We start from the raw sequence: 22288 nt of genomic DNA, 5'->3' as shown, positions 1-22288 counted from the left end.
TTTTACGCTGGTATCTGTTCAAATCTGAAATTCATCTAAACAAAAAGCACATTTATGAAAACATTGTTGAAAAGCGCAGTTCTACTGCTCGGAATGGGACTGGTTTCTGCCCATTCCCAGGCCCAGAAAGTTGTGGTTGAGGATAATGAGCCAAACACCGTCATGTTTGTCTCCATTGACAAGGCGGGCGACGAGATTATCCGGATCATGAATGAAACACAGAGCCCCCGCTTCCACGAACCGAAAGCCCCCCGCTTCTTGCTGACAGACCGGAAAGGCAAGTTTGCACTCGGTATCGGCGGATATGTGAAATTGGCAGCCGAATATGACTTTGGCGGTATTTCCGATAATATAGATTTCTATCCGGCCCTGATCCCGGGTAAAGGGCAGTCTTACGTACGGAACCAGTTTCAGATGGACGCAACGACCAGTACGATTTTCCTGAAGCTGGTCGGGCATACAGACCTGCTGGGTGACTTTGTCGTTTACACAGCCGGTAACTTCCGTGGGGGAGGCGGCAAGACCTTCGAGCTTCGGAATGCTTATATGTCGGCTCGCGGTTTCACGGTCGGTTACGATTACGGTTCGTTCATGGACTTGGGCAATGTGCCTGCAACGATCGACTTTGCTGGTCCGAACGGGCTGTCTATCTATCATGCTACCCAGATTCGCTATGAACATGCGCTTGCCAAGGGGCTGAAAGCCGGTATCGGTGTGGAAATGCCGGTTGTGGACGGCTTGACGAACGACCATGTCAGCATCACCAAACAGCGGATGCCCAACTTCCCCGTCTACCTGCAATATAGCTGGAACCCCAAGAGCCACATCCGCGCAGCAGGTATTATCCGCAGCATGACATACGACAACCTGACCGCCCACAAAGCGGAGTCCGAAACCGGCTGGGGAGTATTGGCATCTGCCACGGTCAACGTAACGAAATGCCTCCAAGTGTATGGCCAGGGTGTTTATGGGAAAGGTATCGGGCAGTTCTTGAACGATATGAGTATGTTGGATGTCGATGTCGTTCCGAACCCGGAGAAGGAAGGCCGGATGCAGGTCCTTCCGATGATGGGCTGGTTTGCCGGGCTGCAATACAACATCTGTCCGAAGGTGTTTCTTACCAGCACCTACGGGCAATCCCGCCTGTACAGCCATGACGGTTACCCCGCCACCCCGTCCGGCCAGTACCGTTACGGACAATATCTGAATGCAACACTTTTTTGGAATATTACTTCCGATTTACAGGTGGGGGCTGAATATCTTCGCGGCTGGCGAACCGACTTCAACAGCGACAAACGCCACGCCAATCGTATGAATCTCGCCGTACAGTATAGTTTCTAAGCTTTCTATCTGTATATCAGCTTTATTGCTGTAAGCCTGTCCAGTCATAGTTATGATTTTACTAAGTCGTAACTATGACTTTTTTTATATATCTTTGCCGTTAGGTTTAACGAAAGGATAGGCGAAATGAGATATTTGTCAGGGAGTATTTTCCTGTTGTTTCTGTTGTGTGGATCAGTATATGCTTATGGGGGTAATGAAGCGATTGGTAAGGAGCTACATATTTCACAAGCTCAGGTGTCTAAGGTCAAGGTCTCCGGGAAAGTTGTGGATGAAAGCGGGAAACCGTTATCGGGCGCCAATATCGTGGAAAACGGTACCACTAACGGTGTTATCGCTGATGTAAACGGAGACTTCACGTTCTTTGTTACGGACAATTCGATAATAACAATTTCTTTTATCGGATATGAGTCCCAGGCAATCTTTGTCCGGGGGCAACAATACCTGTATATCAAGATGTCGGAAGATGCCCTTCAGCTTGAAGGAGTTGTCGTGACTGCTTTGGGTCTCAAGCGGAAAGAATCCGCCTTGACCTATTCTGTCAAACAGGTGGACGGTGAGGAACTGACGCGTGTGAAAGCCCCGAACATGATTACTTCGCTGGCAGGCAAGGTTGCCGGTATGCAGGTGAACAAGACCTCTTCCGGTCTGGGCAGTTCAGCCAAAGTGCTGATGCGCGGTGTCCGTTCCGTAGCCGGAAACAACCAACCGTTGTATGTGATAGACGGCGTACCGGTCTTGAACACTTCCAATGAGCAAGCCTTTACCGCTATCGGCGGTACGGCTGATGCCGGCAACCGCGACGGGGGAGACGGTATTTCCAACCTCAATCCGGAAGACGTGGAAAGTATCAGTATTCTGAAAGGCTCTCCTGCCGCCGCTTTATATGGGAGCCAGGCGGCGAATGGTGTTATCCTCATTACCACAAAGAAAGGCCGGACAGACGTCAGGAAGATCACTTTCTCCACCAGCCTCGTTTTTGACAAGGCCTTTTGTCTACCCGAATTCCAGAACACGTATGGTGAGAGCAATGGCGTGGAGAGCTGGGGCGCGAAACAGGCTATGCCGGCTTATGATAATGCCGGCGATTTCTTCCGCACCGGTCTCAACTCCATGACTGCCTTCTCCGTCAGCACCGGTAACGAACGCTATCAAACTTATTTCTCTTATGCCAATACGACCAGTAAGGGTATCATGGAGAATAACCGGTTGAGGAAACACAATATAAATTTCCGGGAGACTGCCAAACTATTCGGCGACCGCTTGAAGCTGGATGCGAACGTCAACCTCTTCCGTCAGATTATCAACGACCGCAACCCGAGTGGCGGCTTCTATATGAACGCGCTGGTCGGCCTTTACCGTTTTCCGCGGGGCAAAGACATCTCCGAGTATCGCGACCATTTCGAAGTGTGGGACGAGACGCGTAATTTGTACGTCCAGAACTGGCATTCGGGAACAGAAGACTTCGAGCAGAATCCCTATTGGGTCGTCAACCGCATCCAGAGCAAGGACCTTCGTAACCGGACGATGGCTTCGCTGACCGCTGAACTGAAGGTGACGGACTGGTTCCGCCTGCAAGCCCGTGGAAGTGCCGATAATGTCTCGGACAAGATCCGCCAGAAGTTTTATGCTTCTACCGCCCCCGCTCTTGCCGGAGTGAACGGGCGTTATATTGAGATGGACTACCAAGAGACGATGTTCTATGGTGACGTAATGGCCCTGTTCGAGAAGAAATTCAGTGACTTTTCCCTCCAGGGAGCCATCGGCGCCAGTATCAACGACAAGACGGTTAACTCCCTTCGCTACGATTCCAAGACTGCCTCGCTTAAGTATGCGAACGTCTTCAATATAGCTAACATCAATATGAACGGCTCGGCTTACATCAACCAGCAGATCGACGCCCGCCGTCAGATGCAGTCACTCTTCGCCACTGCGCAGGTTGGTTATAAGGAAACCTTGATCCTCGACCTGACCGCCCGCAACGACTGGGCGAGCACATTGGCCTATACGCCGCACGAAGGTTCCGGCTTCTTTTATCCCTCGATTGGGGCGGCCTGGATCATGGACAAGACACTGCCGCTACCTGAATGGGTTTCCTTTTCCAAGCTACGTGCCGTGTGGAGCAAGGTCGGTAACGATATACCGCTTTATGTCACCAATCCCGTGTCGCATGTCGGTGCGGGAGGCGAGATCGAATATGCCGACGCCGCCCCTTTTGAAGATATGAAGCCGGAGATGACGACCTCTGTCGAGTTGGGTACCGAATGGCGTCTCTTCGACAACCGCCTGAATTTGAGTGCGACTTGGTACCAGACCAATACACGCAACCAGTTCTTCAAGCTCCCCGCCCGTTCCGGCGACAAGTATGCCTATCGCTATGTCAATGCCGGAGATATCCGTAACAGGGGGTGGGAAGTTACTCTCGGAGGCGTACCCGTTATGTGGCAAGATATTACCTGGAAGAGCGAACTGAACCTTTCAGCCAACAAGAACCGGGTGATGAAACTGCACGAAGAACTGCCGGTCTTTGTCTACGGTCCCAGCGGCTTCTCATCCAGCTATGCTATGAAGCTGAAAGAGGGAGGTGCTTTCGGCGATATCTACGGTAAAGCCTTCCGCCGGGATGCGGACGGACAAATCCTCTACGAGACGGAAGGGGAGAAGAAGGGCCTGCCGCAAGTCGAGGGCGAAGGCAACCTCATCAAAGTCGGCAACTGCAATCCGAAACTCAACCTCAGTTGGAGCAATACGGTCAGCTATCGTGACATTACCCTCTCTTTCCTGATCGACAGCCGTATCGGAGGCGATATCCTCTCGCAGACACAGGCGGATATGGACCTCTTCGGTGTGACGAAAGAGACGGCAGCCGCCCGTGATGCCGGTTACGTGATGCTCGAAGGGCATAAGATCGAGAATGTCGAAGGCTTTTATAAGAATGTCGTAGCCGGGCGTGCCGGTGTGACGGAATATTATATGTATAACGCTACCAATATCCGTTTGCGCGAGCTCTCCCTCGGTTACCGCTTGCCGGAGAAATGGATGGCTGCAAGCCGTGCCTTCAGCCAGGTACATCTCTCGTTTGTCGCGCGTAATCTCTTCTTTATATATAAGGATGCGCCCTTCGATCCCGATTTAATCCTTTCCACCGGAAACGACAACCAGGGTATCGAGGTCTATGGACTGCCGACCACCCGCAGCTTCGGATTTAATATCAAATGTGAATTCTAACGATTGACCTATGAGAACGCTATCTATAACACTCGTAGCCACCCTGTTGGCACTATCCGCTTTGCTCGTCTCGTGCACCGGCGACTTCAAAGATTTCAATACGGATCAGACCGGCATCACTGACGAAGATATGAAGATCGACTTCAATAACCTCGGCATCCCGCTCGACATCATCCAGCAAGGTATCTACTTCAACTACGACTTCGGCAAAGGCAAGAACTGGCCTTTCCAGTTGATGCAGAACCTGAACGCCGATATGTTCAGCGGCTATATGCATGATTACAAACCCCTGAATGGCGGTAGCCATAACTCTGATTATAACCTTCAGGATGGCTGGAATGGCACCGACTGGGGCTATACCTACGCTTATGTCCTGCCCCAGATCAAGAAACTGGAAGATTCCACGCGTGTGGTTTACCCCTCGGTCTATGCCGTGACCAAGGTATTGAAGGTGGAAGTGATGCACCGCATCTCGGATATCTACGGCCCTATCGTCTATACGAACTTTGCAAACACCGAGGGCAATTACCGTCCCGATACGCAGCAAGAAGCCTACGACGCTTTCTTTCGCGACTTGGATGAAGCGGCCGGCATACTCCGTGAATATGCCGAGTCGAGAGCGAAAGGTCCGGATATCTCGAAGTTTGACATCCTGCTGGACGGCCGTCCCATCTCGTGGCTCCGTTTTGCCAACTCACTCCGGATGCGTCTGGCTGTCCGTATCGCAATGGTTGACCCTGCGCGGGCTAAGGCGGAGTTCCTCAAATCAGCTTTCGATAAAGCGGGTGTCTTCGAACAGCCTTCCGAATGCGTACGCGTCTCGACCCGCAACGGCTATCAGAATCCATTAGGCGAGATCAACCGGGTATGGGGTGAAGCTTTCATGAACGCCTCTATGGAGTCGATTCTCACCGGTTATGAAGATCCCCGCATGGAGCTCTTTTTCGAGCCCTGTGCGGAAGATGTGGAACGTCCGGGCGATGAGGCGGTCGTAGCTTTGAAGAACCGCTACAAGGGGATTCGTCAAGGTACCTGCTTTTCCCATTTTCTCTACGCTTCCCATTCCTGCCTGTACGTGAACCAGTCGACTGCTCCGATTCTTATGACCGCTGCTGAAATCTGGTTCCTGCGTGCCGAAGCCGCCCTCCGGGGGTGGACTGCGGAAGACCCCGGCACTTGTTACCGCGAAGGCGTTGTCACCTCTTTCCGCCAGTGGGGGGCTGATGGATCGGATGACTATCTGCAATCCGAAAGGGTGGGGGCCGATTATCGGGACGCTTTCGATCCTGCGAACGATATTGCAGCCCGTTGCCTTGTCACCCCCAAGTGGGAGGAAGAGGCATCCCATGAAGTGAAACTCGAAAAGATAATCACCCAGAAATGGATCGCCCTCTTCCCGGAAGGTGGCGAAGCCTGGGCCGAACAGCGGCGTACGGGCTATCCGCGCCTCTTCCCGGTGCGTATCAACAACAGCAAAGACGGTTGCATCGATACCGAAACGATGATCCGCCGCCTGAACTTCCCCGCCGATATCGTCGATACCGACGCCCCTCTCTACGAGAGACTTGTCGAAGCCTTCGGCAAACCGGACCATGCCGGCAGTCGTTTGTGGTGGGATACTGGACGCAATTTTTAGTTCATGTATGAATATTTGAATCAATAACGGATAAACATCGGTCCTCTATTGCATGTTACGGTTGTCTTCTTTGCATGTCACAACTGTCCTCCTTCTATGTTACAATTGGATTTCTTTTGTTTCACAGCTGTGACATGAATAGCGGGTGGGTATGGAAGGGGCACACATCCGGCATCGTTCATTCTATCTGCCGGGTTGTTCCTTCCTTTACGGCACCGTAACCCCATGAAGTACTGCAAGATCATTTTACAGGCAATCTTGACAAGTCAGGACCTTCACGCTTTTTACAGTTTCAAGAATATTTGAATCAAAATAGCAGGCTTCGTAGGGGCAGGAATTAAAACTCCTGTCCTAATACGAAACTGAGTTTACTGCCGTTGCGTTTGCCCTTGCCTCCATAGTTGGGAACATCGAAGCCATATCCCCAATCCAGTCCCATCAGGCCGATCATTGGAAGGAAGATACGGACACCCACTCCGGCCGATCGTTTCAGGTCGAACGGATTGAATGACTTCATATCCTTCCAGGCATTACCCGCTTCCAGAAACACCAGCCCGTATATCGTCGATGAAGGTTCCAGTAAGAATGGATAACGCAGTTCCATCGCGAGCTTTGAATAAGCATAGCCGAATGTCTCAGGACCGTCGCTGCCTGCAATAGAACCGTTTTCGTAACCTCTCAAAGCAATCGTCTCAGTCCCGTAGGCACCGGAATAACCGCTCATCCCGTCACCCCCGACATAGAAGGTCTCGAAAGGTGATTTCTTATGTTTGTTGTAAGAGCCGACAAAGCCATATTCGACGCGTGTCATCAAGACCGGAGTCCGCTTCACGGAAGACGGGGCAAGCGGTGAAAAGAATTTGGCTTTAAACTTCCACTTGTGATATTCGACGAACTTGAATTTTCGGGAGTCTTGGTCGTCCATAGCGGCATAATCTTTTCCGTCGAACAACGAATAGGGCGGTGTCAGGGCTACGGACAGATCCAGCTGTGACCCCCGCCGGGTATAGAGAGGGTTGTCTATCGAATTACGTTGCAGCCGGAGTTCGAGATTTATGTTATGGCTGTTGCCATTCTTAGCAAGGAAAGAGTTCCAGTTCTTCATTATATACATCTGGTAGTTCAGTGTCGCCGAGAATTGAAAGTAATTATCCGGCCAGTTCAGCCGCTTGCCATATCCGACGGAGCCCCCAAGTGACATAAAAGACTGGTCCGGGTCAAAACTCTGTTCGAAACTGTTTTGATAGTAGTTGCGGTCGTAATAACGTTGGCTGATGCCGGTCTGCCGGGAAAAGTATGCGTTCAGGGAAAGAGCGTTCGGGCGCTTTTTCCCAAACCAGGGGTCCATGAAGGCAATGCTGTAGGCCTGGTAATAACGCCCGTTCGTCTCACCGCTCAACGTCAGTGTCTGCCCTTCACCTTGCGGGATGATGCCTTTGTATGAATTGGGGTTGAGGAGGTTCTTCATCGAGAAATTGGTGAACTTCAGGCTTAGTTTGCCGATCAGTCCCGTTTGTCCCCAACCGGCGGAGAATTCTATTTGGTCATTGGCTTTTGACACAAGGTCGTATTTGATGTCGACCGTCCCGTTTTCAGCATTGGGCAGCGGTTGCGGAACCAACCGTTCCGGGTCGAAATGCCCCGATTGGGCCAGTTCGCGTACGGAACGCATCAGGTCTTCACGGCTGAACATCATCCCCGGTTTGGTGTACAGCTCACGGCGTACCACATCTTCATAAAGACGCTCGTTCCCATTGATGATGATCCGGTTGATGACAGCCTGCGGGCCTTCCTGTATGCGGATCTCCAATGCAATGGAGTCATTGCTGGCATCCGTTTCTATGGGGTCGGCGCTAAAGAACAGGTAACCGTTGTTGTAGTAGACGTTCGACAGGGCGTCATCGTCACTGATAAGCCGTTCGTTCAGCTTCTTTTGGTTGTAGACTTCTCCTGCTTTCATATTCAGCACTGCGGTAAGGAAATCGGTCGAGTAGTGCGTATTACCGACAAACGTAATCCCTTTCAGATAGTATTTCCGGCCTTCCTCTATCCGGATGTCGATGTCGACGGTCTTATCATTGACGTTCCGTATGGTGTCGGCTGTCAGCACTGCGTCGCGGTAACCCATTTCATTATATTTCGAGATTATGTTCTTTTTGTCTTTCTCATACTCCTCTGCTGTAAATTTCTTTGTGGAGAATATCTCAAGAAGGCTGCTTTTGAAGTCCCGTGACAGGTTAAACTTCTCGTTCGTTTTTTTCATCGCCTTTTTCAGCTCGGAGTCGGTCAAAGCTTCATTACCCCGGAACGATATCTTGCGGATCTTTACTTTTTCGTTTTTATCGATGTTTACATCTACGATAACTTGTCCTTCGTGCGACAGGTCATCCGTTTGGTTGATCTCCACATCTACGTTCTTGAATCCTTTTCCCTCGAAGTACTTTTGTATGACGAGCTTTGCCCGGTCTGCCAGGTTGGGCGTGATCTGGTGTCCTTTCTTCAGTTGCAGCCTACTTTCCAGGTCTTCTCTTTCCGATTTCTTAATGCCGTTGTAGTTGACCTGCGAGACGCGGGACCGCTGCTTGAGATGGATCTCGAGCCATATCTTGTCATCCTCGATCCTGGATGCCGATATTTTCACGTCGGAAAACAGGCCATGCTTCCAATAGCGTTTGACGGCATCTGTTATCTGGCTTCCGGGAACGGAAATCACGTCACCTACCGAAAGCCCGGAAAAGCCGATCAATACAAAATCATCATAATCCTTGCACCCTGTCACCTCGATCCCGGCTATGGTGTATTCTTTAGGGGAAGAGTAAGAGACTACCGGTACTCCGGCGGGCTTCTCCACCTTGACCGTGTCGTTTTCCTGGGCTAAGAGAGTGTTTGCGTTTGCCAGGAAAAGAATCAACATCACATTTTTCATCAACATATCAATCCTTGTTTTAGATTAGCCGCATTCATGTTCATGACCTGCGTTTAACCTAAAGACTGAAATGCCGTTTTTACCCCTATCCGGAGTAGCTCCCGAAGGACAAGATTAAGTTAAAAAAGGAATTGTGTTTACTTTTTAAAAGAGCAATAGCGGATTTGCGTTCGCCTGTGTCATTGCATCTCCCGGATCCTTACCTCCACGCCGCTACCTTGCAGAGCCTCTTTGAGTTCGCTGATCTTTGTGTCCCCGTAATGGTAGGGGTACAGGATTTTCGGCGAGAACATCCTTGCAGCGTTGGCCGCCTGGGGAACGGTCATTGTATAGGGCTGGTTGACCGGGAGGAAGGCGATGTCTATGTCTTTGAGATTCTTCAGCTCCGGGATGTCTTCCGTGTCGCCGGCTATATAGATACGCGTGCCGCCTAATGTCAGGATGTAGCCGTTGTCACGGTGGCGGGGATGGAATTTCTCTCTTCCGGGAGTCGTGTTGTAGGCGGGTACGGCTTCGATCGTCAGATAGTCTGTCGGTTTGAGCTTGTCTCCGTTCTTCATGACGGTGCCCTTGCCGATGATTTTCTGGCTGTTTTCGTTCGCGATGATGAGTGTGCCGGCCTTTTCGGACGCAGCAATGGCTTTCTTGTCCAGGTGGTCGCCATGTTCGTGAGTGATCAGGATGATGTCTGCTTTCGGGAAGGTGGCATAGTTGGCATATTCGGAGACGGGATCGACCTGTATGACATGGCCGCCGTATTCGATCATCAGGCTTGCATGTTTGATGAATGTGATGGCCAGCTCGCCGCCGTCGCGCGTTTTCAACTTATCAACTGTAAAGTTACCTGCCGAAAGGGAGGTGTATGCAAACAGACTGCTCATAAGAATAAATAATAGATGTTTCATAAATAACAGGTTTGAAAGGTAAAACGTTTGGACAAAGATAAGGGAAAAAGGATAACAATTAGAGATAAATCCTTACATTTGCGTCCGTATCTGATAACATGAAAAGAAATGAAACGAATACTGCAATTGATCTTTATTAGCTGCCTCTGCCTGTCGGCAGCAGCTCAGAAAAACGCCCCTAAATGGATGGACAAGGCTAAAAAGGCCGTCTTTACGATTACAACTTATGGAAAGGATGGTAACAAACTGGCTACGGGTACGGGATTTTTCGTCTCCGAGGCCGGTGATGCTGTCTCTTCATACGATATCTTCAAAGGGGCTGAGAAGGCGACCGTTACCGATACGGAAGGAAAGACATACCCGGTTAAGAATATACAGGGAGCGGATGAACTCTACGATGTTATAAAGTTCCAGGTAGAGGTCCCCAAGAAAGCCGCTTTTCTCGTGATCGCTGCCGAACCGGTTGCGAACGGTACGAATGCTTACCTTTTGCCCTTTTCTACCGGAAAGACGGCGTCTTTTAAGTCGGGAGCAATTACCGAAGTGAGTAAATTGAAAGATCCTTATAAATATTATAAGATGGCGATCGCATTGGATGAGAACGAACTGAATGCTCCGTTATTGACACCCGAAGGCGAGGTTTTTGCGTTGGCGCAGGCCGATGCGGGGGGGAAGAAAGATGTGTGCTACGGTCTTTCCGCCGGTTATGCGGGCAGCCTGTCGATCGGGTCTGCCGACTATTTAGGCTCTGTTTACCGCAGTATCGGTATCCGGAAAGGATGGCCGAAAGAGGTAGACCAGGCATCCGTTGCCCTCTATTTACTTGCCGGGACACAGGATGCGAAGACGTGTCTGGAGACAATCAATGATTTCATCGGCACTTTCCCGAGCGCACAGGAAGGCTACTTGAACCGTGCCGACCTCTATGCTTATAACCGTGCCGATCTGGCAAGTTCGCCGGCTGAAGAGGTCTCCTATCTGGAGAAAGCTTTGGAAGATATAAAGACAGCCTCCAAGTATAGCGACAAGAAGGCGGATAGTTGGTATAACCGTGCCAAACTGATTTATGGTGTGGCTTCGGCTGATACGACCTTGACCGATCCTGCCTGGTCAATCGATGCGGCTATGGAGGCGTTGGACAAGGCGATTGCAGAGGATGACCTGCCTGCTTACCATCAGTTGAAAGCGGATATCTATTTCAATAAAGGCGAGTTTCAACAGGCATTCGATGAATACATGATCGTTAATAACAGCGATATTGCTTCCGCCTCATCCTATTATATGGCGGCGAAAGCAAAAGAACGGATCACCGGGTTCAATATCGGGGATGTGATCGACCTGTTGGACAAGGCTGTCGAGAAGTGCGGAGCGAATATGAATAACGAAGCGGCTGCCTATGTCCTGGAACGGATCGACTGGCGCCTCCGTCTGGCACAGTATGCCGAGGCGATTGCCGACTATGACCTTTATTATGTGCTGGCCGGCGGGAAAGTGTTGCCTAATTTCTACTTCCTGCGTGAACAGGCGAAGTTCCGTGCCGGTGACCTGGAAGGAGCGTTGAAGGACATCCAGGAGGCTATTTCGGCAAGCCCGCAGACACCGGACTACTATGCTGAAGAAGCTTCCGTTTATGTGCGTCTGCAGAAGTATGAAGATGCCCTGAAGAGTATAGAGAAGGCGATTGCCATTGCACCCGATTTCGGGGCTTGCTACCGTTTGCGTGGCGTCTGCTATGTCCGCCTGGAGAAAAAGGCTGAGGCTTGCGAGGCGTTCAATAAGGCGAAAGAGCTGGGCGACCCGCTTGCCGACAAATTGATTAAGGAACACTGTAAATAAACAAGAGATATGAAGAATCTGATGAAAGTATGGCTGCTACTGCTTGTCTGTATCCTTCCTCTGGGTACGGCCTGCCAGGACAATAAGAAGAAAGAGACAACGAAGGCTAACCTTTCGCTGATCGAAAAAGACCTGCCGGAGATCAAGCAGTTGGTCAACGGGAAGTGGGAACTGGTAAGTGGCAAGAATGCCCGTGAGTTTTGCGAGTACGAGAATACGTTCATCACTTTCGATGGTGACCGGTACGTCTGGACTGAAGACGGTAAGGCGGAACCGGGTGCCCTGAACTGGCGCAAAGCGGATACAGGTTTAGGCTACGAGGCCTACCTGATGGATGTATTCTATGAAACCAATCCGGCTTTCCCGCTCTCCATCAAGGGAGATACGCTGTTTCTGCAAGATTGTTCGGAAACGGGGTATAAGTACACGTTAGTTAGGAAATAACCATTATTCGTCCCAAAGGCTAAGTTGCGTCCCACCTTTGCCTTTGGGCTTTTTAGCATCTCCATATACTGTTTTCCCGCCATATTTGTAGGAGGTGTTTCGTTCGTGTTCCACCAGTTTATCAAAGTAATTGTTGGGTGTATAGCCTTTCTCCATCTCTTGTGAGATAACGGAGAGATTCTTCAGGGCTTCGGATTTATCCTTGTCTCCTAACTTTGCTTGCCGGATCGCTTTGTCGAATACTTCGATCGTCTCGTCATACACGCTTGTCGGGACAGGAAAAGGATGTCCGTCTTTCCCGCCGTGTGCAAAAGAGAAACGGGCCGGATCGGAGAAGCGCGAGGGGGTTCCGTGTATCACTTCGCTGACCAATGTCAACGATTGCAATGTCCGGGGGCCGACCCCCTCAAGCAGTAGGAGCGACTCCATATCGGAAACATTCGTCTCGTGTGCCAGGATCAAGGCGGCGCCTAAACGTTTCAGGTTGACATCTTCAGCTTTCACCTCGTGGTGGCGGGGCAGGATGAGGGATACTTCATGCATAAGCTTGTCGGGTGTCTCTTTGGTCAGTTCGAGGATACCCTCTTTTGTCGGAGTGGCGAGTTTATCGGTGAGGTTCAGGATCAGTCCCTGGTTGCGGCCACAGACAGATGTATGGGGCTCTTCCATAAAGGAACGGAGGGAGGAGGATAGCCAGTGGTAGCGGCGGGCCATCCGTTCGTTGGGGTTCATGCCTTGTTGGACAACCGCCCATTCCTCTTCTTTGGTAACGACAAAAGAGTGAAGATATAGCTGAAAGCCGTCTTGCACGGCTGTGTTGTCCACTTTCGCAGACAGTTTGCTGTGTTTTACCAGCTCGTCTCCGTTCAGTCCGGTCCTGCCTGCTATGGCCAAAAGCTCTGCCGGTGTCTGGAGGGATGCCTTTCCGCGTCCGCCGCATACATATACGCCCAACTCTTCCGACCGCTTATTGATCGCTTTCTTCAGGGCGTTCATTACTGATGTCGTAATGCCGGACGAATGCCAGTCCATCCCCAGTACACATCCCAGTGACTGGAACCAGAACGGATCGCTCAGCCGTTGCAGTAAAGCCGCGCGTCCATATTCGATCACAATCGCTTCGACGATGGCGCCTCCCAACAGGCACATGCGCTGGGCAAGCCAGGGAGGTACTGTCCCGTAATGAAGCGGCAAATCTGCATATCCTCTTTTCATACCTGCGAAGGTAAATAAAAACTATGCAAACAATCCGGATTGATTGCATAATATTTGCAACAAACAACCGGATAGAGGTGTTCTTAATTCATAATCAATAAAATAGTTATCGATATGAGTTTACATGTTACAGAAAAGGATCATATCCTGGGTCCTGCCGAGGCTCCGATAGAGATAGTGGAGTACGCCGACTATCAGTGTCCGTATTGCAAAAAGGCGTTTTATATCATGCAGGATATCCTGAAAGAGCAGGGAGATAATATCCGCTTCGTTTTCCGCAACTTTCCATTGGAGGAAGTACACCCGTATGCCCTGCATGCAGCTATTGCCGCAGAAGCTGCTTCGGGGCAGGGAAAGTTCTGGGAAATGCATGATATCCTGCTTGAGAACCAGCGTGAGTTGGATGATGCCCATTTGATAGAGTATGCCCGTATCATCGATATGGATGTAGAGAAGTTTAAACATGATTTCGGCCTGGAATCTTATGCCCGTAAAGTACAGGACGACTATACTTCAGGCGAGAAGAACGGAGTGGATAGTACACCTACTTTCTTTGTGAATGGCCGGAAATATGAAGGAAACTGGACGACTGCCGAATTTCCGGAATATCTCAGGTCGTTGCTACCCTAAAGCTTTATGATTGGATAAAGCAGGGTTAGTGCTTGGAAAAAAGGGAATGTGTCAAAAGTAAGTTCTAACGTTTTAGCGTGTCATTGCGGGCTTGCCCCGCAACCTTATACTAAACTGATCTACAGTGATCAGGATGAGATGGCGGGTCAAGCCCGCCAGGACACAGACGCTATAAATAGGACTTTTGACACACTCCTTTTTTGTGGGGATTGGTATATCTATTCTTCATGTGTAAACTCTTCTTTCCAGGTAATCCCGCTAATGTCGGTAAGGAGCAGGGTATATGTCCCTTTCGGCAGATTGGCTATGGAACGGTCACTGATCGTTAAGCCTGCTTTGCTGCCGAGCGGTATTACCAGACTATGCTTGCCCGGTGCGACTTTGGCAATATACTTGTTTTCGATGTCTGACGCCGGGAACTTGGACAGTGCTTCCGCATCCTTGTCCAGAACCACATTCCCTTCTTTGTCTTTCAATGTGATGCCGATCAGGAAAGAACCATATACATCTGCCCCTTCTACGCGATAGACCGTAAAGGATAGTTTGCCGTGATCGATACTTGCATCCGATATTTCAATCTTTGGCTTGACCGATTTGTTATGCAGTTTTCCCCAGACCCCGTTGTGAAAGACCTGGTTGGTGGCAAGCGACAGGAATAACAGTGCAAAAGCGCCGATTCCGGCTATTTTATTGATTGTGCCGGTTCTCAACGGTAACGCTCCGGAGGTCAACCATACGATCCATGGCAGCTTACGCAACCCCTGTATTTTGGGTATCAACAGGTAATCAAGGGAATATTTGCCTCCTCCCGATAAAAAGACCGTGAATCCGGCAACAGCCCCTAATATCCCGATCTGCCATTCATCGACACAGGTGGTACCCAGCCATCCCGAACCTAACAGAATACCGGTAGCCAGACTGAATACCCCGATACTCATTAGCCGGGTGAACAATCCCAGCATGATGAATAGTCCGACGATCCCTTCTATAATTGTAAATATAACCATTGCCCACCAAAGGACATCCGGGTTTGTGACCAGATATTCGATCATCGGTTTAATGCCAAGGGCATTGGGCAGGAAGTGATTGAACTTTTCTCCTATATAGCCGGGCATATCCGGTATCAGTTTATTCTCTAAAATAAGGCGTCTCCAGAAAGCTGAAAAATAGGTCCATCCGACCACTAACCGTAATGAAAGGGTAAATAAGCCGATCATGGAGTATGTATAGGACATCTCCTGTTTATTCTGATTTATCATATTCTAAATGTATTTGTAAGTGAACTAATTTGTTTAAGTCTTTTGTCTGTAGAGGATACTCAATTGTGACGCAGTCTTAAATAATTAGTTTACGATAACAGATGAACAGTGAAGTCTGTATGAATACATCTGTATTTCGTCTTACTTGTTCAGACAGGGTTGTCCGGATCGGTGGATAAATATGTGTGTTTGTTGAGAATAAATCGGATAGATATGTATATTGAGGCTTATCTTGCTCCTTTCCGGAAGAAGAAAGCTCAAAGATACAGGTATTTAGCGTATTACTGCAATTTTCGACATTGGCTGTCCGAACAGGTATATGCAACATCTGCTTGAACTCTCTCTTTGTTGGACAGGAGAGTAGCAAGAAGAACATCATCGGGAACAAGATGAAGCTTGTCAAGTGTTTACCTGTTTTAGATGTCATTGTTTATTGTCTTTGCCAGTTTTATGATGTATGTGAAGAACTTTTTATTTGATGTTTGTTTATTAAATAACAATCTTAGCTTTGTTTTGTTCTGATGATTTATATATTATCTATCGGATTTATTGATTATTCGTTCTTAGCCTGATTTGGGTATCAATGAAGTATAGCTTACTATCTATTCCATATAGCACATTATTGGGGACTGCATCAAATATCTCGTACTTGTCATTGTGGAACTCATCAGCATAATCCATAATGAAACCTAATGCTTCCATATAAGTCGCAATTTCATCTTCCGTGGCTTCCCGTTTTGCCCTAACATAGGGTTGGACCAGTACGGCACAGAATTCCTGTTGACTGTTATAAGTGAAACCTATCATATTGTTTTAACTTTTCAACTTGCCTTCTCTTATAGCCCTCTGCTGATCTAACATCTCCTGCTGCCTCCTTACATCTTCTACAGAGATGGGCTGCTTCTTCCAAGATTCGATTGACTGTCGAGTGCTCTCTATCCATTCCTTGTGAAACTCATTAATATAGGTACTGTTCATATTCCATTATATATCTTGATTGGCAAATGTAGTGATAATTTGGGAATATTATAGTTTACAGGTATAATAAGTTGAGTTGGAATAAAAAGAAAAGCTCCTGTAACCATCAAGATTACAGGAGCTTTATTTATATGAAGTCTGAATTACTTCTTCATAGCTTCCTCGATAGCAACCGCTACGGCAACCGTAGCACCTACCATCGGGTTGTTACCCATTCCGAGGAATCCCATCATTTCTACGTGAGCAGGAACGGATGAAGAACCAGCGAACTGAGCGTCACCGTGCATACGGCCCATCGTGTCGGTCATACCATAAGAAGCAGGACCGGCAGCCATGTTGTCCGGGTGCAATGTACGGCCTGTACCGCCACCGGATGCTACAGAGAAATACGGGTGACCGTTTTCCATACATTCTTTCTTGTAAGTACCTGCAACCGGGTGCTGGAAGCGAGTCGGGTTGGTTGAGTTACCTGTGATAGATACGTCAACACCTTCTTTACGCATGATGGCAACACCTTCGCGAACATCGTCAGCGCCGTAGCACTTAACTTTTGCACGCAGACCGGTAGAGTATGCTTTTTCTTCGATTACGTTTACGTCGCCAGTCATATAGTCGAACTGAGTGCGGACATAAGTAAAGCCGTTGATACGGGAGATGATTTTAGCAGCATCCTTGCCCAGACCGTTCAGGATGACACGCAACGGTTCTTTACGAACTTTGTTTGCCATTTCAGCGATCTTGATTGCACCTTCGGCAGCAGCGAATGATTCGTGGCCAGCCAGGAATGCGAAACATTTTGTTTCTTCACGAAGCAGACGGGCAGCCAGGTTACCGTGGCCGATACCTACCTTACGATCGTCGGCTACAGAACCGGCGATACAGAATGCCTGCAGACCGATACCGATAGCTTCGGCAGCTTCAGCAGCATTCATGCAGCCTTTCTTAATTGCGATAGCAGCGCCTACAACGTAAGCCCAGCAAGCATTTTCGAAACAGATAGGTTGTGTTTCCTTACACATTGTATAAGGGTCGATACCTTTAGCGTCGCAGATAGCCTTTGCATCTTCGATACCGTTGATACCATATTCTTTTAAAACCGCGTTGATATGCTCGATACGACGGTCATAACTTTCAAATAAAGCCATATTATTTTTTACTTTTTAAAATTCTTATTTACCAGGAATAAAGATATCAGAAAATTGAAAACAAGCACACCGCCGCAACAGAGCACATAGAAAGCCATCCAGGGACGATCCGGTTTAATCACGAAATAGGTGATAACCGAAGCCACAATGGTGATAGCTGTCAGCCCAAGGAGGACGCGTGTCAGTGTTTTCTTATTCATTACGAGGATCGATATATTTTACAGCTTCTTTGAAACGACCGTAAGAGCCTTTTGCTTTTTCCAGTGCTTCGTTAGCATCCATACCCTTCTTTACCATATCCATGAATTTGCCCAGGTGGATAAATTCATAACCGATTACTTCGTCGTCAGCATCAAGAGCCATACGAGTACAGTAGCCTTCAGCCATTTCCAGGTAACGAGTACCCTTTGCCAATGTTCCGTACATTGTACCTACCTGGCTACGCAGACCTTTACCTAAGTCTTCCAAGCCGGCGCCGATAGGCAGACCGTCTTCAGAGAAAGCGGACTGTGTACGACCGTAAACGATCTGCAGGAACAATTCGCGCATTGCAGTGTTGATAGCATCACAAACCAGGTCAGTGTTCAATGCTTCCAGCAATGTTTTGCCCGGCAGGATTTCCGAAGCCATAGCAGCAGAGTGAGTCATACCGGAACAACCGATAGTTTCTACAAGTGCTTCCTGAATAATTCCTTCTTTAACGTTCAGAGTCAGCTTACATCCACCCTGTTTCGGTGCACACCAACCGATACCGTGAGTCAAACCAGAGATGTCAGAAATCTGAGTTGCTCTAACCCACTTTCCTTCTTCGGGAATCGGAGCACACTGGTGGTCAGCTCCCTTCTTTACAACACACATGTGTTGAACTTCATGTGAATAAATCATAATCGCTAATTTATTATATTAAAGTGATAATAAAACTTTATGCTAATTTTAATGTAAGATCGCTTTCAATAAGACCGCACAAAGATAAAATTTTTAATCCAGCCGTGCAACAGCCCCGGTTCGTTATTTATCGGCGGAATCAGTATTAAGTGGTATTCCGTTCAGAATAATCTGCCATGTTACGGGAGCTATCTTTTTCATCATAAACGATACTCCGCAATAGGTCTCTTGCGACATACGGACAGCTTTCAACATTTTTGCACTGTCGTCCGGATTCCCTGTTACATGATAGGTTATATGGAAATCCGTATAGATCATAGGTATCCCTTCTGACGTCCCGGCTGTAACATCGATCGACAGGCTTTCAAATCGTACCCTCATCTTCCGGAAGAGAGGGGCGACATCCATTCCTGTACAACCTGCCAGAGCCACAAGCATAAGAGCTTTCGGGCGTGGCCCTTCATCGTTCCCCCCATTCTCCACGGATGTGTCAATAATAAGGGGATGACCATTTAACTCTGTCTCAAAAGTAGAGTCTTTTTTCCATTTTAAAGTGATTTGAGCAGACATAGCTTTGATATTTAGGGTTCGATAATGTTAAAATAACTGTCCGGGGCTTCGAAAGTGGCGAACAAATCTTTTAAACTTTCGAGGCGTCCTTCGACCGATAATTTTTTTGCTTGCATATTAGCCATTATGCTTTCCGGTTGCGTGAAGCTCGTGTAGATCGTTTGCTTGTCACCTTTCAGACTTACCGTCGGAGCTGCGTGGAGTATGCCGATACGGTTCGATAAGGCTCCATTTTTTAATATCAGGGTCGCCTGTTCTTTTGTATCTGTCAGGCTGACATTGATGATTATATCCTTATCAGCTGCTTTCTCTCCGTTTATTTGGATCGCCAGCATATCGAATAGCATCTCGAGGCTTAGATTCTGAGACATTCTGGCTATATTTGAGCTTGTTTTACCTTTTCCTGCTATTCCGTTTGTCAGTTCCTGCGCCCCTGTCAGGTAGAAATTGCGCCAGGGGCCGCTTTCGGCTTGATATCCTAATTGTGAATAAGTGTCCGCCAGCAGTTGGCGAGCCGCTTTATGATTCGGATTAGCGAAGACAAGGTTGTTCAGCAGGGTCGCAGTCCAGCGATATTCACCTTGGTTATAGGCTTCCTTTGCTTTTTCCATTACAGCTTCTTCTCCGCCGATAGCTTCCACATATTTTTTACCTTCTTCTGTCGGTGGCAATGGATTCAGATTGGCGGGGATGCCGTCGAACCAACCAAAATACATTTGGTATTGGGCTTTTACGTTATGGCTCACCGTGCCGTAATATCCTCGGTTGGCAAATTCATTGGCGATAGCCCCCGGTAATTTTATCATCTCCGCGATTTCCCTCGGAGTATATCCCTGGTTGGCAAGATGGAGGGTCTGGTCGTGCAGGTAACGGTACAGATCCCGCTGCTTTTCCCAATAACCCACGATCTTCTTATTGCCCCATGTCGGCCAATGGTGGGTTGAGAAAGATACTTCCACCTGGTCGCCGCATTTCACGATCGCCTTGTCGATATATTTGCTCCATAACTGGCCGTTACGCACTTTGGCGCCGCGCAGGGTCAATAAGTTATGCAAGTTGTGATTGATCTCTTCGGCAACGCAAAATGCTTTCATTTCCGGAAAATACATCATGATTTCCACAGGAGCCTCCGCCCCGGGTACCGACATGAAGTCGATCTCCACACCGTCAATCCGCAGCGTTTCGCCTTCTTCCGATATCTCGCGGGTGGGAGGGACTAAACCGCTGGTCCCTACAGCTGTTGTTTGTCCGAGGCCGGTACCGATATTACCCTTCTCGTTTTTAGGCAAGCTGCGTCCATACATATAAGTCGCTCTGCGTCCCATAGCAACGCCGGCCATCAGGTTCTCGCTGACGGCTTCTTCAAAGAACCCTTTTGGACCGATGATTTCGATAGAGTTCGGTTGGTTCGGAGCATTTTCCAGGATGGCGTCGATACCTGCAAAATGATCTACGTGGGGATGTGTATAAATAACCGCCTTTACGGGAAGGTCGGCAACATGTTTTTTGAGCAGGTTATAACCGGCCAAGGCCGTTTCTTTTGATAATAATACATCAATGACGATCCAGCCGTTATCACTGCGGACGAACGTCATGTTTGCAAGGTCGAATCCCCGTATCTGGTATATTTTGCCCGGCAGTACCTCGAATAATCCGTGTATCCGGTTCAGCTGCCCTTGTCGCCAGAGACTGGGGTTTGCAGAGGCAGGAGCCTCTTGTTTCAGGAAATCCCAGACAGCAAGTCCATAAACCTCTTTCCCGTTCTCGCCGGTGATTGCCGGTTCGTCTATTGTGGCGATAAAGCCCCGGGTTGCATCTTCAAAATCTTGTTTGTTGTCAAAAGGAAGTGTTTTGAGTACTTGTTCATTTGCTTGTTTGGTAAAACGGGACGGTTCCGTGTTTTGAGCACAAACGAATAAGTGACTTGTGGCAATAAGGAGCCATAGGAGTCGTGTTTTAGTTTTCATGATTTAGCGGTTATAAATAAGGGCTGAACGAAAAGTAAGAAATTTCGTTCAGCCCCGATTATGTTATTTTAAAACTTCTTTGATTTTGTCTTCCAAGTCTTGCCCGTGCAGGTTTTTGGCGATGATTGTACCATCTTTATCTACCAGTAAGGTATGAGGGATGCTATTTACTCCATAAAGAGCAGCTCCGCCGTTCTGCCATCCTTTCAGGTCGGACAATTGTGTCCAGGTGATGTCCAGGTCTTTTACGCCTTTAGCCCATGCATCCGCTTTGCTGTCCAGGGAGATACCTACAATATCGAAACCTTTGTTCTTATACTGTTTGTATGTTTTTACCAGATTCGGCATTTCTGCGCGGCAGGGAGGACACCAAGATGCCCAGAAGTCGATCAGAACCACCTTGCCATTGCCTACATATTCGGATAGCTTGTGCATTTCGCCTTTTGCATCCGGCATTTCGAAGTCTGTGAATTTCTGTCCTACGGCAACCTTTTTCAGCACGTTCAGATGATCGATCATATAGCTGATTCCCGGAACAGCCTTAAATGTAGAATCCGCTTTGGAGATGATCTCATTTTGCTGGTCTTCGCCGATATTGTAACGGAAGTCATACAGGTTCTTGGCTGCGGTCTGTTTGTCCGTATGGGCCAGAATGTAGTTGACAACAGCTTCCGTTATTTTCTGGTCGATTTCATCATATTTGGCTTCCGCCTGTTCGATCAGCTTTTCGTCGCCCGATTTCATGTCGGCAATCAGCTTGTCGATACCTGAACGCAAACCTTTGATTTTGCCCTGTAACTCTTTCTGTGCATCATTTTCCGGTGTACCGCTGACCGTAGATGTCGAATCCAACGTAACCGTCAGTTTTCCGTTTTCGAGTACGAATGTTGCCATAAACGGGGCATTCTCTCCCGGAGCGACACGTGCAGGTTCTACTGCTTCTTCAGAAAAACGGAGTGTACGGAGAGCCGGACTATTTTGACTGCCTTTCAGAACAAACGCTCCGTTTTGCACCAAAGCACTGTCGAGAGGCACAGCGTCTTTTACTCCATATTCATAGAGATATACGTACTGGCCATTCAAATCGGCATTTGAAACCGAACCGGTAATTTCGTAACCCGGTTTTTCGCTACAAGCTGCGAGGAGCAGAGTGGAAGCGGCAAGGATAAGATACTTTTTCATTTTGTATTTGTTGTGTTAAACTTATACATAGAATATTTACCTTGCAAAGATACGAAGTCTTCCGGATAATTTGTCTGCTGAAAATATTTTTCGTTGTCATTCAAATGATATTCTTATATTTGTAGTCAAATAACCGTTATT

General features: G+C 48.4%; 16 protein-coding genes and 1 pseudogene. 6 read left to right on the top strand and 11 right to left on the bottom strand.

The window, feature by feature from the left end; all coding sequences use genetic code 11:
- The first annotated feature begins 54 nt into the window (after positions 1-54).
- The 3 genes from DWU89_RS09610 to DWU89_RS09600 all read left to right on the top strand — a co-directional run bounded on the left by DWU89_RS09610 (position 55) and on the right by DWU89_RS09600 (position 6205).
- Entirely contained in the window at positions 55-1341 is a 1287-nt protein-coding gene (locus DWU89_RS09610) for a DcaP family trimeric outer membrane transporter (protein WP_115499430.1), read from the top strand.
- A gap of 126 nt (positions 1342-1467) precedes the next feature.
- Positions 1468-4569 (top strand): SusC/RagA family TonB-linked outer membrane protein, encoded by a 3102-nt coding sequence (locus tag DWU89_RS09605; protein WP_115499429.1) that lies wholly within the window; start codon positions 1468-1470, stop codon positions 4567-4569.
- A 10-nt stretch (positions 4570-4579) separates the two neighbouring features.
- Positions 4580-6205 carry a SusD/RagB family nutrient-binding outer membrane lipoprotein gene (locus tag DWU89_RS09600; protein WP_115499428.1) on the top strand — a complete coding sequence of 542 codons (1626 nt, stop codon included), beginning with the start codon at positions 4580-4582 and terminating at the stop codon, positions 6203-6205.
- A 337-nt stretch (positions 6206-6542) separates the two neighbouring features.
- Here the strand turns inward: DWU89_RS09600 and DWU89_RS09595 are convergent, their stop codons facing one another.
- Positions 6543-9137 (bottom strand): BamA/OMP85 family outer membrane protein, encoded by a 2595-nt coding sequence (locus tag DWU89_RS09595; protein WP_115499427.1) that lies wholly within the window; start codon positions 9135-9137, stop codon positions 6543-6545.
- 173 nt (positions 9138-9310) lie between these two features.
- Positions 9311-10012 (bottom strand): MBL fold metallo-hydrolase, encoded by a 702-nt coding sequence (locus DWU89_RS09590; RefSeq protein WP_392391925.1) that lies wholly within the window; start codon positions 10010-10012, stop codon positions 9311-9313.
- A 132-nt stretch (positions 10013-10144) separates the two neighbouring features.
- On the opposite strand from DWU89_RS09590, the gene DWU89_RS09585 reads away from it, so the two are divergent.
- Positions 10145-11872 carry a serine protease gene (locus DWU89_RS09585; RefSeq protein ID WP_115499425.1) on the top strand — a complete coding sequence of 576 codons (1728 nt, stop codon included), beginning with the start codon at positions 10145-10147 and terminating at the stop codon, positions 11870-11872.
- A 9-nt stretch (positions 11873-11881) separates the two neighbouring features.
- The gene (locus DWU89_RS09580) at positions 11882-12316 is read left to right on the top strand and encodes a hypothetical protein (protein ID WP_115499424.1); all 435 of its coding nucleotides are present in this window, start codon (positions 11882-11884) and stop codon (positions 12314-12316) included.
- A 3-nt stretch (positions 12317-12319) separates the two neighbouring features.
- On the opposite strand, the gene DWU89_RS09575 is transcribed toward DWU89_RS09580, so the two are convergent.
- Positions 12320-13531 carry a DUF763 domain-containing protein gene (locus tag DWU89_RS09575; protein WP_115499423.1) on the bottom strand — a complete coding sequence of 404 codons (1212 nt, stop codon included), beginning with the start codon at positions 13529-13531 and terminating at the stop codon, positions 12320-12322.
- A 114-nt stretch (positions 13532-13645) separates the two neighbouring features.
- Between DWU89_RS09575 and DWU89_RS09570 the strand changes: the two genes are divergently transcribed.
- Complete coding sequence (locus tag DWU89_RS09570; RefSeq protein WP_115499422.1) at positions 13646-14161, top strand: DsbA family protein; 516 nt, start codon at positions 13646-13648, stop codon at positions 14159-14161.
- 218 nt (positions 14162-14379) lie between these two features.
- On the opposite strand, the gene DWU89_RS09565 is transcribed toward DWU89_RS09570, so the two are convergent.
- The 8 genes and pseudogenes from DWU89_RS09565 to DWU89_RS09530 all read right to left on the bottom strand — a co-directional run bounded on the left by DWU89_RS09565 (position 14380) and on the right by DWU89_RS09530 (position 22147).
- The gene (locus DWU89_RS09565; RefSeq protein ID WP_115499421.1) at positions 14380-15420 is read right to left on the bottom strand and encodes a TQO small subunit DoxD; all 1041 of its coding nucleotides are present in this window, start codon (positions 15418-15420) and stop codon (positions 14380-14382) included.
- Between the two features lie 546 nt (positions 15421-15966).
- A pseudogene (locus DWU89_RS09560) lies at positions 15967-16363 on the bottom strand (putative polyvalent protein kinase domain-containing protein).
- A gap of 178 nt (positions 16364-16541) precedes the next feature.
- Positions 16542-17543 carry a GGGtGRT protein gene (locus DWU89_RS09555; protein WP_115499420.1) on the bottom strand — a complete coding sequence of 334 codons (1002 nt, stop codon included), beginning with the start codon at positions 17541-17543 and terminating at the stop codon, positions 16542-16544.
- An 8-nt stretch (positions 17544-17551) separates the two neighbouring features.
- Positions 17552-17743, bottom strand: coding sequence for a hypothetical protein (locus tag DWU89_RS09550; protein ID WP_115499419.1), 192 nt, complete (start codon positions 17741-17743; stop codon positions 17552-17554).
- Positions 17736-18428: an iron-sulfur cluster assembly scaffold protein gene (locus DWU89_RS09545; RefSeq protein ID WP_115499418.1), complete on the bottom strand. Its 693-nt coding sequence runs from the start codon at positions 18426-18428 to the stop codon at positions 17736-17738. Before DWU89_RS09545 ends, DWU89_RS09550 begins: the two co-directional genes overlap by 8 nt.
- Positions 18429-18551: 123 nt before the next feature.
- Entirely contained in the window at positions 18552-18998 is a 447-nt protein-coding gene (locus tag DWU89_RS09540; RefSeq protein ID WP_115499417.1) for an OsmC family protein, read from the bottom strand.
- A gap of 11 nt (positions 18999-19009) precedes the next feature.
- Positions 19010-20965 carry an alkyl/aryl-sulfatase gene (locus DWU89_RS09535; RefSeq protein WP_115499416.1) on the bottom strand — a complete coding sequence of 652 codons (1956 nt, stop codon included), beginning with the start codon at positions 20963-20965 and terminating at the stop codon, positions 19010-19012.
- A gap of 63 nt (positions 20966-21028) precedes the next feature.
- Complete coding sequence (locus DWU89_RS09530; RefSeq protein ID WP_115499415.1) at positions 21029-22147, bottom strand: TlpA disulfide reductase family protein; 1119 nt, start codon at positions 22145-22147, stop codon at positions 21029-21031.
- Between the last annotated feature and the right edge of the window lie 141 nt (positions 22148-22288).

The organism is Parabacteroides acidifaciens (assembly GCF_003363715.1).
Classification (GTDB): domain Bacteria; phylum Bacteroidota; class Bacteroidia; order Bacteroidales; family Tannerellaceae; genus Parabacteroides; species Parabacteroides acidifaciens.
Note: the sequence above shows the minus strand (reverse complement) of the source record. Positions and strands in the feature narration are given on the sequence as shown.